The following is a 12,326-nucleotide window of genomic DNA, read 5'->3' as shown; positions in this document are numbered from 1 at the left end:
AACGCGGTCGGCATCGCCCCATGCCGCAACCGGTCGGTGTCATCGATGCTGTCGGCTCCGGCGCACATCGCCGCCACCAGCGACATCACCTTCGCCGCCGGGGCGGCGCCGGCGCTGTTGCGCGCACCGCCGATGCGCAGCACCTCGGCCGCCAGCTCGGGCAACCCCGCCCGCTCGGCCAGCCGCACCACCGGCACCAGCCCGGCATCGGCGATCAAGTTCGGCTCGTCGAACGCGGCAGCCACCGCCGATGAGACATGAGAGGATTGCACTTACGGGATGCCTCGTTGCTTCTGCGCTGCTGGACCTTAGACAAGCCCATCATCGCAGGCCACGGGGCATCCCTTTTGTCGTTTCCGCAACCTGAACAGCAATCACCCGGTGGATCGAGGCTCAGAGAGCGGCGATCGCGGCCGTGATCAAACCGCGCGCCCTACTGCCGTGAACCGCCATCGAGGAGAGTTCGGAGAAGGTCCTCCGGTACAACTCGAGTTCGTCGGCCTGGCGCACTGTGACCTTCGCGGAGACGGTCTCGATGACGACCTGCTCGTCGTCCAGGATCCAGAAACCCTCGACCGGCCACATGGCACGAAAAACAGAGAACGGAATAATACCGAGCGACATGGAGGGCAGCGTCATGATGTCGAGCAGATGGCCGAGTTGCCCGGCCATCACAGCAACGTCACCGATGCTCGTGCGCAACACCGACTCCTCAATGACGACCGCGAAGCGATGGCCCCCGCCGTAGAGCAGTCGCTGCCGCCCGACCCTCGCCTTGGCCGCCTCGTCACCACCATCGGGAAGCGAGAAGAAGTCGGCTATCCTGGCGAGCAGCGCACCGGCATAGCCCTCGGTCTGCAGAAAACCGGGCACAACGCCCGGCTCGTAAATCCTGAAACTCGCGGTCTGCTCCCACAGTGGCATTACGGCATCCTGCAGGCGTTTCAGGCCGCCACGCTGCATGCGCCGCCACTCCACATAAGCCGAGTCGAGTTGGCGATTGATCGCCACTAATTCGACCGCGATCGACTCATCCGCTCCACATGCCGCGCACCATGCCCTGATGTCGGAGTCCGTAACGGCCTGCCGGCCGCTCTGTATGCGACTGCATTTCGACTCGTGCCAACCGCACGCGGCGGCCACCTCCCGGGCCGATAGTCCAGAATCCAGACGGATCTCCCGCAGCCGGACGGCCAGCGCCTCACGGGCCCGCTGGACGGATGATGACGGGGGGATCGACATGGATGGACGTCAGGAGGGCCGGTACTCACCGTGATCGATCGCACGCTGCCACACGGCCGCGAAGGCAGTGGAGCACTGCGCGACCAAGGATTTATCGCGGGTCACTTCGTTACCAGCCCATTCTCCGTCCCCAGCAAAATGATTCCACACGAGGACAGCAGAGTCGAAGACCCAGAAGTCGCTTGGCGGTGTCAGCAGGCCGGCGCTCCGATGGCGAGGCAGCCACCGCACCTGCTCCCCCGCCGTCAAGTTAACCGAATCCGTACACTCCCAGAGCCAGCGAGTGTAATCAGAGAGCGGCTCGGAGACAATCCGCGCCCGTCGAACATCAACCCCTCTCGAAACCGCCTTTCCGACCGTCGATATCCACCACTCATCGTTGGCATCGGTGGACACGTCGCCGGTTTCAAGCCACGCCACGAAAGAGGCATCCGCCATGTAGGCGTCACGCAACTCAAGGTGGACGGCGGAACTGGTCGCTGCGGCGAGAAGGTCTTCAAACTTCTCGTTGGTCAGCGGCGTCCCCATCGAGCGCCTCCAAGACCTTCAATATCATCGGCTTCATGCGCGCAGGAACTCGCACCGAAGACTCGTTCTCGGCCGTGCGGCTGTAGGACGAGATCTCGGCCAGCACGGCGGCATCGGTCTCCGTCCACCCCTGGATCACGAGTTCGCGTCTCGCACGGTCCAGGAAGACGGCCGGCGAGCCCTGGTTCTTGCTGGTGTCGTCCTTGCCGTAGAACTCCAGAGCCATGCTGACCTCCGGCACCAGCGCATGCGTCGGCTTGCATGCGACTACGTCGATCCTCCGAGGCGCCGCCCCCACCGTCAAGCGTCCGTGCGCACACCTCGACAAGTGCTCACCGCCATGGGACAGAAGAGTGGCCCCCAAGACCGCCGGGAGAGGATGGCGATCATCGCGGAATCTGGAGTTCGGGCCGGGGGGAGCGCCTTACCGCCCGAGCTGGTGTCCGGCGCCCGGGGACGAGACTCCCGGCAGACGGACCATTAGAGAAGGTGGTGTCGAAGACGGGTCAACGGTCGTAGTACCCGGTCTTCACCTGTGTCAGGAAGGTGGCCCACGCTTCAGGGGCAAAGTTCAGGTGCCCAGCGTCCGGGGCCTTACTGTCCCGCACACCGACTCCCACCGGGAGGTCGGCGACCTCGACACAGTTGCCGTTACCGCCGCTCCTGCTGCTCTTCCGCCACTGGGCACGCGATATGTCGTGCGCCATGGTCATCGTTCTCCTTTGCCAGGACAGAGGGCTTCCGCCGCCGCAGCGATCAATGAAGCGGATGCGCTCGGGCTGAGCGCCCCAGCGCGGAGATGCGTGCTTACCAGGTTGTATCGAGCGATGTCGGCTTCCTCTTCAAGAAAGATATCGCCTGCCTGACTCTCGAGGTAGACGATGTCGCTCCCAACGCCTTCAGCGAAGTTCATGACGACGAAGGACCCGGTCATACCTGGATGGCCGCCTGCGTCGAAGGGGATCACCTGGAGATGCACATTGGGGAGTTCAGTGACCGCGAGTAGGTGATCGAGCTGTTCTCGCATGACCTCGGCGCCACCGACGACACGGCGGACGGCGGCCTCGTCCACGATCGCCCACAGCTTCAGCGGCTGCTCTTTGGTGAGTGCCGCCTGCCTCCGCATCCTCGCCTCGACACGGCTCTCGATCTCCTCACGGGATGACTCCGGGAGAGCACCGCTGACCGCAGCTCTGGCGTAACGCTCGGTCTGGAGCAGACCAGGGATGAACAGGCACTCATAGTTCAGCACGTCAGACGCCTCGGACTCGAACTCGATGTAGGAGGCGTACCGCTCCGGAAGTTCCGAGGCGAAGGTGTGCAGCCAGCCGCGAGTTGCCGATTGCTTGAGCAAGGTCTTCAGTTCGGTGCGCTTCGGCTCAGCCACTCGGTACACGTCCAAGAGGCTGGTCAGCGTCCGCGCCTGAGGGCGGACGCGGGCGGTCTCGATCCGGTAGAGGGTGGCGACGTTGATGCCCGTCTTCTCGTTCACCTGCTCGCGCGTGAGCTCACTGACCTTGCGTAGCTGGCGAAGCTCGGCCGCGAGACGTCGAAGACGCACCGTCGGTGCTCCCACCGTGGCTCCTTCCACCTGACTGAGGACGCAAGACGCGCCTGCCCCGCACACGCCGCGTCTCACGGATGCAAGCAATGTTAATGCAACCCTTGCATCCCCACTCTGAGTAATGCATGCTTTGCAGAGCGTTCCACAAGAAGTTGATCGCCTGCAGGCCATCGGCAGGAAAAGGAGCGGCCCCGGGGCGGTGCTTGCACCACCGGCCCGGGGCCTTGACCCGACTGACAAGGAGTCGGACCCATGACGAACCTACCCAACACCTCATCTCCGCCGTGCCCGCGAGGCCGGATGGCGGTACCGGCCATGACCATGGAGCGGGTGGAGTTGCTGGTCAGGCTGATGGTGAGCCTGCGCGGCCTCGGGCGGGGCTCGGTGCTGTACATGCACGGGCGGGCCGAGCCCGTGCTGGCGGTGCCGGCAGTATCGCGGCGGCGGTCGATCGCGGTGCTCGTCGTCCAGGACCGGAGCGGGTGGTCGTACCTGTGGGACGCCGCTCACCGGACGCCGGCTCGGTCGGCGCCGGTGGCGGCCGAACTGATCGCCGGGGTGACCCGGTGATCGTGTGGGACGAGGTGCACACCGAGCGGGTGTGCTCGGGCGGCGTCCTGGACGTCCGGGAGGTACGGGCTCGGGTGCGGCGTGCGCTGTCCCAGGTCGTGGACGGGTTCGACCTGGACGATGTGGACCTGCTCGTCTGCGAGGTCGCCACCAACGCCGTCCGGCACAGCGCCAGCGGGCGGGTCGGGGGCGGAGTGTGGGTGACCCTGCTCGCCTCCGCCGTGCGGCTGCGGGTGGAGATTCAGGACGACGGAGGCTCGGAAGGACGTCCAGTGATCCCCGTGCAGAGTTCGGCGTGGGACGAGGCCGGTCGCGGGCTCCTCATGGTGCGTGAGCTGGCCGACCGCTGGGGCACCCTTCGCGCGGAAGACGGACGGCACACCGTCTGGTTCGAGGTCGTCCGATGACTGCCCGGTGAACGCTGGGCGGCGCGGCGGAATGAGCGCCACGCCGCCCGGCCTCGGGTGATGGGCGGGTCTGGTTGTGATGCGTCGACGTGGCCAGGTGCGGATATCGGCGGTTGTGGTCACGGATGAGCTCCGACCGCTCGGGCGATCGCGTCGGCTGCGGTGGTCGGGGCTTCGGCCGCGCTGATGGTGGCGCCGGTACCGGCCCAGGTGAACATCCATGCGCCGCCGATGTAGTCGGCGCCGACCTCGGTGGACCTGCCGGGTGCGTGGGTGTTGATCACGTACAGGACGGGGGTGCCGCTGCGCTGGACGATGCCGCACGCCATCCCGCCGCGCCTGCGCACGGCCTCATCGAGAGCGGCCAGGAACGCGCGCCGTCCCTGTGCCGGCATGGCCGTCTGATCGTCAATGGTCATCTTCGTGCTACCTCGCGTTGAGGGGCGTTGGCCGGGGTTTCGGTGCGGACGCGGGCGCGGCGTGCGCGCGGGGAGCCGTCCGCTACGGGTGCATGCGTGACCACACCCACTTGCCGCCGGCCGGGTCGGTGGTGACACCGCATCTGGCGGACAGGGCCTGGACGATGCGCAGGCCCCAGCCGCCGTTGTCGTCGAACGCCTCTGCGGACAGGTCGAGGTCTTCGAGGGTGAGTTCGGTCGGCGGCTTGGCCTCGGGCAGCGCGTGGTCGGCGTCCCAGACGGCGATGATGATCCCGTAGTCGTCCCGGCTGAGCTGGAGGCGGATCTCCTTGTCCGGCGTCTGGCGGGCCGCGTTGGTGACGAGTTCGGAAACGATGACAAGCGCGCTGTCGAGGATGTGCGGGTAGCCCCATTTACGAATTTGTATGTCCGTGAATGTACGCGCCTGCCCCACTGCGGAAGGTGTGCCCATCAGGGGCATGATCGGCTCTGCGGCCGCCGTCATCGCCATCGTCCCGTCCTTGCCCGAGATTCCGATTTCCTGTGACAAGGATCACCGGGCTGTTCTACTTTTTGCCTGTAGTCATCGAAGACGAATACAGGGAGGACGCCATGCCGATCGTTCGCGAACCCCTCGACCCGAAGGTCTCGATGTGGTACTTCCTGGCCTTCTACCTGCGGTTTTGGCGGGAGAAGATGGGGCTCTCACTGACTCAGTGCGGGGAAATCATGGGAGTAACGCGGGGGACTGTATCCAACTTCGAGGCGGGACGGCGGCGGCTGCAAGACGACCACGCCAGAGCGCTGGACCGACACTTCGGGACGGGCCTGCTATTTCAGCTCTTGCTCTGGTTTGCCCGAATGGCTCACGACCCCAACTGGGGCAAGCAACTTGTCAAGTACGAGCAGGAAGCGACTTTGATCAAGACCTACCACGGTCAGGTGATCCCGCTCGCCCTCCAGACCGACGAATACACCTGGGCCTACGTTCAGTCGGGCACGCCGAAGGACTTTGAAGCCGCCATGGAGAGGCGTGTTGCGCGGAAGAAATCCTTCTTTGAGCGGGGAACAGAGGTCGAGTTGTGGGCAACGATCGATGAGAGCGTGCTGGCACGTGAGGTCGGCAGCCCGGAGGTGCACAAGGCGCAGTTGGAGCACTTGCTCACCATGGCTGACCTACCGCAGGTCAGCCTACGTATCGTCCCGTTCAAGTCGGGCGCTCATCTTGGTGTTGACGGGTCGCTGCAGATCCTCAGCCTGGAGAGCCGCGACATCGCCTACTCGGGTGCCCAGAACGGTGGCCGCTTGATCGAAACACCTGGCGAGGTTCGCGAATTGTCGGTTAAGTTCGATCGTATCGGCGCGAAAGCGGCCTCCCTGGAGGACTCGCGCGAGATCATCAAGCGGTACTTGGAGAGCTACGAATGATCATTCAGTGGCGCAAGAGCACCCACAGCGGCGGAGCGGATGACGAGCACTGCGTTGAGCTGGGGCGACTTGAGCCGGGGGCCGAGATCGGGGTCCGTGACAGCAAGAACCCGGACGGAGGTCACCTCGCCCTGTCGCCTGTGCAGTTCGCCGACCTGATCGAGCAGGTCAAGCGGTTGCCGACCCGCTGACCGTCCCTTCCAGCAGGCCCCGACCCGGTCATGGCAGGTCACCTGCGCGGGCGTCAGTGCAACCCCTCGGTGTACTAGGAGCAGTTCACATGAGCGTCCAATGGCGGAAGAGCTCTCACAGTGGCGGCGTTGACGACAAGGCTTGCGTTGAGCTGGGACGACTTGCGCCAGGGGCCGGGATCGGTGTGCGTGACAGCAAGGACCCGGACGGGGGTTACCTGACCCTGTCGGTTGCGGTGTTCGCCGACCTGATCGAGCAAGTCAAGCAGTTGCCGACCCGCTGACCGCCCCGTCGGCCACACCCTCTCGGCGTACTTGGAGCAGTACACATGAACGTTCAGTGGCGCAAGAGCACCCACAGCGGCGGAGCGAACGACGAGCACTGCCTTGAGCTGGGACGGCTTGAGCCCGGGGCCGGGATCGGGGTGCGTGACAGCAAGGACCCGGACGGGGGTTACCTGCCCCTGTCGGTTGCGGCGTTCGCCGAACTGATCGAGCAGGTCAAGCGGCATCCGACCCGCTGACCGCCCCTTCCAGCAGTCCCCGACCCGGTCATGGCAGGTCACCAGCGCGGGCGTCAGTCCAACCCCTCGGCGTACTGGCCTCTAGGGCGACGGCCGTGGGGCCGTCAGCGGGCGGGTGGGGTTGCTGTTGGTCGAGACAGCCCGCAAGACCGGCTTGGCCCAGGCATCATGATCCGCAGCCGCCTGTGCGTATTACTTGGGGAGGTCTTGTGAGTCTGAGTCCGCGCGAGGTGTTTCTCCAGCTTGTTCATGGTGTCGCCGACGAGAACTTCGACGAGTTGCCCGGCCTGTATGGCGAGGTCACCGATGTCCGGCATCCGATGGCGACGCCGGAGTCCGAGCCGTTGACGAGTCGGCGTGCGCTCCAGGAGCACTTCACGGTGCCGCCGGAGGATCGGGGGTCCTTGCCGAAGCGGCGGGTCGTCGATGTCGTCGTTCACGAGACCGCAGATCCCGAAGTGATCGTCGCCGAGTTCGCCTATGAGTTCATGTTGCCGGACGACTCCACGGCCAAGGTGCCCTGCGTCTTCGTCATGCGCGTCCGGGACGGGCAGATCATCGAGTCACGCGACTACATCGACCCGATCCGCACCCACACCGCGCGCGGGAACCTCGACCGCCTCATCGCGTTGTTGCGGAAGGACGTTTCCTGACTGGGAACAGTTCACCTGAGCGTCCAATGGCGGAAGAGCGGTGGCAGCGGTTGCACTGGTGACCCGTCCCTTCCGGCAGGCCCCCGCCCGGTCGTGGGAGGTCACCTGCGCGGGCGTCAGTCCGACCCCTCGGCGTATTAGGCGCGGTGGGGGCGGTTCGTCCAGCCCTGGTCGTCGGCTCGGACGAACCAGCCCGACGCGGCGAGCGTGCCGCCGTCGACCGGGATCGTGTGGCCGGTGACGAAGCGGGCGTCGTCGGACGCCAGGAACGCGACGACGGCGGCGTAGTCGTCGGGCTCGCCGAAGCGGGCCAGTGGGACCCAGGTGTGCTCCAGGCCCTCGTCGTAGCCGCGCCGCATCCACTCGACCGGGGTCTGCTCGGTGTTGGCGAGGTCCGGCGCGATGGCGTTGACGCGCACGCCGTGCCGCCCGACCGCGACCGCGAGGCTGCGGGTGAACGCGGACACGCCTGCGTTGAACGCCGAGTACACCGGGTGCTGCGGGATGCCGCGGAACGCCTCGACCGTCGAGTTGTTGACGATGCTTCCGGACCCCCGCTCGATCATGCCGGGGAGCAGCGCGTGGGTGAGCTTGAAGACGTGCAGTAGGTTCAGCTCGTAGAGGCGCTGCCACTGCTCCGGCGTGCTCTCCTGGAAGGACGGGGCGGCCGGGCGGAAGTCGCCGACGTTGTTCACCAGGACGTCCACGCGGCCTGGTGCTGCCTCCGCCACCTTCGCGACGGTCCCGTCCTCGACGATGTCGCCGATGACGGTGACGCAGTGGCCGCCGGCGGCCTCGATGTCGGCGCGGGTGCGGGCGGCGGCGTCCGCGTCGATGTCGTTCAGGATCACCAGGTCGCCGCCTGCGGCGAGGCGCCGGGAGATCGCGCCGCCGATGCCGAGCGCGCCGCCCGTGACGACGCTGACCCGCCGTTCCTCACTCACCGCGCCACCTCCGGACGGGCCGCGTCTCGATCGAGTCGATGCGCTGCTCGCGCCGGGCGATCCGCCAGGTCTGGCCGTCCAGGCGGTAGGTGTCGGTGTAGCGGCAGTTCCAGACCAGGTCGGAGACCGTGCCGTCCTCACGGGAGGTCATGTGGTGGGCGACGCAGGCGATCTCGCCGGTGGCCGTGCCGGGCTCGGAGCCGACGTCGAACACCTGCCCGACCAGGGCGTGGAACGTTACAGGGATGCCGTTCAGCACCGACAGCGTCTTGCCGATCTCCTCGCGTCCGGTGAAGGTCCGCACCGGGTCGAGGTCGCGGGGGGCGTCGGGCAGGACGAGGACGGCGTCCTCGGTGAACAGCGCCGCCATCGCGTCGAGGTCGCGGCGGTCGGCGTGGAGCGCGTACCGGGCGACCAGATCGCCGAGGGCGATCTGGTCCACGACTCCCAGCGTCATGACAGGCCCAGGCGTTCGGCGCAGGCCGACAGCTCGTCCCGGGCCTCGTTCAGGTCCGTGGTCGGCTTGCCGCGCAGCACGAGGCGGCCCGCGCCGAGCGCCCCCAGTTTCCCGGCCTTCTCCGGCGTGACGGCCGACAGCGAATGGCCGAGCGTCAGCTCCAGCGCGTCCGGGTCGCGGCCGCTCTTCTCGGCCTCCTCGCGCATCAGCGCGACGAGCGCGCGCAGCTCGTCGCCGGCGACGCCGAGCGGCTGGAGCCCGTCGCCGTAGCGGCCCGCGCGGCGCGCGGCGGCCTTGGTGTGCCCGCCGACGTGGATCGGCACGCCGCCCTTCTGGACGGGCTTCGGGTAGCTCATCGCACCCTTGAACTGGAAGAACTCGCCGTCGTGGTGAGCGCCCTCGGGGGCGGTGTCGGCCCACAGCTTCCGCAGGACCTGGAGCTGCTCGTCGGCGCGGCGGCCCCGCGAGTCGAAGTCGGCGCCGCACGCCTCGACCTCCTCGCGCATCCAGCCCATGCCGACGACCAGCCGCAGCCGCCCGCCGGACAGCGCGTCGACCGTCGCGAGCCGCTTCGCGAGGACCACCGGGTGGTGGTTGGGGAGGACGAGCACGCCGGTGGCGAGCCCGATCCGCGAGGTCTGCCCGGCGAGGAACGCGAGCAGGTCCAGCGGGTCGGGGATGTCCAGGTCGTCGGCCAGCTCCATCCTCCCGGACGCGTCGTACGGGTAGACGCTGGAGTAGCCGCTCGCCACCACCGCGTGCTCGACCGCGCCGACCGACTCGAAGCCGCAGGTCTCGGCGTGCCGGACGTACGCGCCGATCCAGGCCGGATCGGCGGTCACGCCCGCTGCGACGGGGAGCAGGACGGCGTACTTCATGCAATACCTCTCAGTTCTGTGTACGGCTCGGTTCCGCGGGGCCGCTCAGTCGCCCGACGCGGCGGCGCGTCCGGCGCGGCGGCCGAAGAAGGTGCCGTCGCCGAGGGACGTCCCGCTGATGTAGCCCTCGCCGTGGATGCCGGCGGCCGTGCGGCCCGCGGCGTACAGGCCGGGGATGGTCTCGCCCGAGTGGTTGCGGACCTCGCCGTCCACGGTGGTGACCAGGCCGCCGAGGGTGAACCCGGCGGCGCCCGTCCCGGCGCCGTGCTTGCCCGCGTCGAAGAACCCGTCGGCGGGGTCGATCGCCGCGAACGGGCCCTTGAGCGGGCGGAGCCACTTGGGGTCCTTGTGGAAGTAGGGGTCCTCGCCGCGCTCCGCGAACCGGTTGTAGGTCTCGACGGTCGCCTCCAGCGAGCCGGGCGGCAGGCCGAGCGACTCCTCCAGCTCCGCGAGCGTCTCCGCCGCGTGCTTGGGCCGGACGCCCCACATGTCGGCCTCGGAGATCTCGTCGTGCCCGGTCTCGTCGATGATCGCCCAGTAGGGGGCGGGCTGGTGCTGGACGGCCTGGTGGCTGAACAGTCCCGGGTAGACGTCCTCGTTGATGAAACGGCGGCCGAGGCCGTCCACGAGCATGCCCCGGCAGATGACGGCGGGGTTGGCGGTGAGCGCGATCTCCACCGACGCCATGCGGCGGGTGGCGGCGCCGAGGGCGGTCGCCATCCGGATGCCGGACCCGTCGCTGGTGCCGTCGCTGACCTTGTCGTGGCCGAGCAGCACCGGGGCGTGGTCGGCGAGCATCTCCTCGTTGTCGACGAACCCGCCGGAGGTGAGGATGACGGCCTTGCGTGCACGGTAGGCCACCGTGTCGCCGAACCTGCGCGCGACGACGCCGGTGACGCGGCCGGAGCCGTCCACGACGAGGTTCGTGGCGTAGGTGTCCCCGTGGGTGACGGCGCCGGCCTCGACGGCGGCCGCGATCAGCTTCTCCATGAGGATCTGCCCGGCGAACATCGGGGTCTCCGGGCGGTGCCCGCGCGGCACGGGCCGGGCGATCGTGTTGTACGGCCAGGCGTTCTCACCGAGCCACATCAGGCCGTCCTCGGTGTACGGCATCCAGCCCGGCGCGTCGAACAGGCTCTCCTTGAACGGGACGCCGCGCGCGCGGAACCACTCGAAGTGCTCCACGCTGCCGTCGCAGTACAGCCGCAGCTTCTCCTCGTCGGCGTGCGGGCCGAGCGCCGCCTTGAGGAACGCGAACATCTCGTCGGGCGTGTCGTCGAAGCCGCACGCCTTCTGCACCCGCGTGCCGCCGCCGAGGTACAGCTCCCCGCCCGACTGCGCGGACGTCCCGCCGGGCCCGCTCGACCGCTCCAGGACGAGCACGTCCGCGCCCGCCGCCGCGGCCTCGTACGCGGCGGCGGCGCCCGCGGCGCCGAAGCCGACCACCAGCACGTCGCATTCGTGGCCGAACTCGACCTCCGCGGCGCCGACCGGCTCCACCGAGGACTTCGCCATCGGCGTCAGCCCTTCTTCTGCGGGGTGAACGCGGCCAGCGGCTCGGACCCCGACCAGTCGTGGCCCCAGTAGCTGTCCTTCGTGATCTCCTCGGCGGTGTAGTACGTCTCGTCCACGAGCATGCCCTCGCAGCCGTACTCGACGTCCCAGCCGCCGGGGGCCCGGACGTAGAACGACACCATCTTGTCGTTGGTGTGGCGGCCGAGCGTGGAGGAGATGGAGAAGCCCTTCTCCTTGACGGTGTCGAGCGCGATGCCGACGGCGTCGAGGGTGTCGACCTCCACCATCAGGTGGACGAGGCCCGGGTCGCCGTCGTGCGGCGCCGGGCAGATCGCGAGGCTGTGGTGCCGCTGGTTGACGCCCATGAAGCGGATGCGGACCGCGCCGCCGCCGACCTTCATCGCGCCGCGCGGCAGGAACCCGAGCACCTCGTTGTAGAAGGTGACGGTCTCGGCGAAGTTCGGCGTCGGCAGGACGACGTGGCCCATGCCCATCGGGCCGGTGACGAACTTCTGCGCGAAACCGGTGCGGACCGGGCTGTGGTCGAGCACCGGGCCGAAGAACACCTCGACGGGCGTACCGCCGGGGTCGGTGAACGCGATGACCTCCTCGGCGTCGCGCTCGGCGGCCTCCTTGGCCGACAGCGCCGTCACGGCCGTCCCGGACTTCTCGACGGCCTCGCGCACGGCGGCCAGCGCGAACTGGTCGCGGACCTCCCAGCCGACGGCGAGCACCCGGTCGCTGTCGCCGGGCAGCACCTGCAGGCGGGACCGGCGCTCGTCCATGCGCAGGTACAGGCCCTCGGGGTCGGGGCCGTCGCCCTCGGCGAACCCGAGCCCGTCGAGGGCGAACTCGCGCCAGCGGTCGATGTGGCGGGTCTGGACCTTGAGATAACCCAGCCCTCGGATCTGCGTCACTGTCCTCGATCCCTTCGGTGTCGCGGCCCGCGCGGACGGCGGTCAACGCTCAACCTGCCAAACGCGGTGGTGGCGCGCCCGCGGCTTCC

General features: G+C 68.1%; 19 protein-coding genes and 1 pseudogene. 7 read left to right on the top strand and 13 right to left on the bottom strand.

Going from position 1 to position 12,326, the window contains the following annotated elements:
* The 6 genes and pseudogenes from CHF16_RS30920 to CHF16_RS30900 all read right to left on the bottom strand — a co-directional run.
* Positions 1-245: pseudogene (locus CHF16_RS30920) on the bottom strand (IS1380 family transposase); the annotation flags it as partial.
* 148 nt (positions 246-393) lie between these two features.
* Positions 394-1,242 (bottom strand): helix-turn-helix domain-containing protein, encoded by an 849-nt coding sequence (locus CHF16_RS30915; protein ID WP_089329682.1) that lies wholly within the window; start codon positions 1,240-1,242, stop codon positions 394-396.
* 9 nt (positions 1,243-1,251) lie between these two features.
* Positions 1,252-1,770 (bottom strand): DUF6879 family protein, encoded by a 519-nt coding sequence (locus tag CHF16_RS30910; RefSeq protein ID WP_089329681.1) that lies wholly within the window; start codon positions 1,768-1,770, stop codon positions 1,252-1,254.
* Positions 1,739-1,996, bottom strand: coding sequence for a hypothetical protein (locus CHF16_RS39760; protein ID WP_143228179.1), 258 nt, complete (start codon positions 1,994-1,996; stop codon positions 1,739-1,741). Before CHF16_RS39760 ends, CHF16_RS30910 begins: the two co-directional genes overlap by 32 nt.
* 280 nt (positions 1,997-2,276) lie before the next feature.
* A complete protein-coding gene (locus CHF16_RS30905; protein ID WP_089329680.1) occupies positions 2,277-2,477 on the bottom strand; it encodes a DUF397 domain-containing protein in 201 nt (66 codons plus the stop codon).
* 2 nt (positions 2,478-2,479) lie between these two features.
* Positions 2,480-3,346, bottom strand: coding sequence for a helix-turn-helix domain-containing protein (locus tag CHF16_RS30900; protein ID WP_245869576.1), 867 nt, complete (start codon positions 3,344-3,346; stop codon positions 2,480-2,482).
* A 240-nt stretch (positions 3,347-3,586) separates the two neighbouring features.
* On the opposite strand from CHF16_RS30900, the gene CHF16_RS40545 reads away from it, so the two are divergent.
* Both CHF16_RS40545 and CHF16_RS40540 read left to right on the top strand, forming a co-directional pair.
* On the top strand, positions 3,587-3,904 hold the full coding sequence (locus tag CHF16_RS40545) for a hypothetical protein (protein ID WP_179271777.1): 318 nt from the start codon (positions 3,587-3,589) through the stop codon (positions 3,902-3,904).
* Complete coding sequence (locus CHF16_RS40540; protein WP_179271776.1) at positions 3,901-4,311, top strand: ATP-binding protein; 411 nt, start codon at positions 3,901-3,903, stop codon at positions 4,309-4,311. Before CHF16_RS40545 ends, CHF16_RS40540 begins: the two co-directional genes overlap by 4 nt.
* A 119-nt stretch (positions 4,312-4,430) precedes the next feature.
* Here CHF16_RS40540 and CHF16_RS30890 read toward each other — a convergent pair whose 3' ends face one another.
* Both CHF16_RS30890 and CHF16_RS30885 read right to left on the bottom strand, forming a co-directional pair.
* Complete coding sequence (locus CHF16_RS30890; RefSeq protein ID WP_143228178.1) at positions 4,431-4,730, bottom strand: hypothetical protein; 300 nt, start codon at positions 4,728-4,730, stop codon at positions 4,431-4,433.
* Between the two features lie 82 nt (positions 4,731-4,812).
* On the bottom strand, positions 4,813-5,202 hold the full coding sequence (locus tag CHF16_RS30885; protein WP_179271775.1) for an ATP-binding protein: 390 nt from the start codon (positions 5,200-5,202) through the stop codon (positions 4,813-4,815).
* Between the two features lie 71 nt (positions 5,203-5,273).
* On the opposite strand from CHF16_RS30885, the gene CHF16_RS30880 reads away from it, so the two are divergent.
* The 5 genes from CHF16_RS30880 to CHF16_RS30860 all read left to right on the top strand — a co-directional run bounded on the left by CHF16_RS30880 (position 5,274) and on the right by CHF16_RS30860 (position 7,526).
* Entirely contained in the window at positions 5,274-6,158 is an 885-nt protein-coding gene (locus tag CHF16_RS30880; protein ID WP_089329676.1) for a helix-turn-helix domain-containing protein, read from the top strand.
* Positions 6,155-6,349, top strand: a complete 195-nt coding sequence (locus CHF16_RS30875; protein WP_342750145.1) for a DUF397 domain-containing protein — start codon at positions 6,155-6,157, stop codon at positions 6,347-6,349. Before CHF16_RS30880 ends, CHF16_RS30875 begins: the two co-directional genes overlap by 4 nt.
* Positions 6,350-6,438: 89 nt before the next feature.
* Positions 6,439-6,633 carry a DUF397 domain-containing protein gene (locus CHF16_RS30870; protein ID WP_089329675.1) on the top strand — a complete coding sequence of 65 codons (195 nt, stop codon included), beginning with the start codon at positions 6,439-6,441 and terminating at the stop codon, positions 6,631-6,633.
* Between the two features lie 45 nt (positions 6,634-6,678).
* Positions 6,679-6,873 (top strand): DUF397 domain-containing protein, encoded by a 195-nt coding sequence (locus CHF16_RS30865; RefSeq protein WP_089329674.1) that lies wholly within the window; start codon positions 6,679-6,681, stop codon positions 6,871-6,873.
* A gap of 209 nt (positions 6,874-7,082) precedes the next feature.
* Positions 7,083-7,526, top strand: a complete 444-nt coding sequence (locus CHF16_RS30860; protein ID WP_218826924.1) for a nuclear transport factor 2 family protein — start codon at positions 7,083-7,085, stop codon at positions 7,524-7,526.
* Between the two features lie 137 nt (positions 7,527-7,663).
* Here the strand turns inward: CHF16_RS30860 and CHF16_RS30855 are convergent, their stop codons facing one another.
* The 5 genes from CHF16_RS30855 to CHF16_RS30835 are packed head-to-tail and all read right to left on the bottom strand — an operon-like array spanning position 7,664 to position 12,237.
* Positions 7,664-8,470 carry an SDR family NAD(P)-dependent oxidoreductase gene (locus CHF16_RS30855; protein ID WP_089329673.1) on the bottom strand — a complete coding sequence of 269 codons (807 nt, stop codon included), beginning with the start codon at positions 8,468-8,470 and terminating at the stop codon, positions 7,664-7,666.
* Entirely contained in the window at positions 8,463-8,912 is a 450-nt protein-coding gene (locus CHF16_RS30850) for a nuclear transport factor 2 family protein (protein ID WP_179271774.1), read from the bottom strand. The genes CHF16_RS30855 and CHF16_RS30850 overlap by 8 nt, the downstream gene beginning before the upstream one ends.
* A gap of 11 nt (positions 8,913-8,923) precedes the next feature.
* On the bottom strand, positions 8,924-9,805 hold the full coding sequence (locus tag CHF16_RS30845) for an LLM class F420-dependent oxidoreductase (protein ID WP_089329671.1): 882 nt from the start codon (positions 9,803-9,805) through the stop codon (positions 8,924-8,926).
* A gap of 45 nt (positions 9,806-9,850) precedes the next feature.
* Positions 9,851-11,320 carry an FAD-dependent oxidoreductase gene (locus CHF16_RS30840; protein WP_089329670.1) on the bottom strand — a complete coding sequence of 490 codons (1,470 nt, stop codon included), beginning with the start codon at positions 11,318-11,320 and terminating at the stop codon, positions 9,851-9,853.
* Positions 11,321-11,325: 5 nt separating this feature from the next.
* Entirely contained in the window at positions 11,326-12,237 is a 912-nt protein-coding gene (locus tag CHF16_RS30835; protein ID WP_089329669.1) for a VOC family protein, read from the bottom strand.
* Positions 12,238-12,326: the final 89 nt, after the last annotated feature.

The sequence above is a fragment of the Actinomadura meyerae genome (genome assembly GCF_900188445.1).
GTDB lineage: Bacteria > Actinomycetota > Actinomycetes > Streptosporangiales > Streptosporangiaceae > Spirillospora > Spirillospora meyerae.
This window is presented reverse-complemented; position numbering and strand designations above follow the sequence as displayed.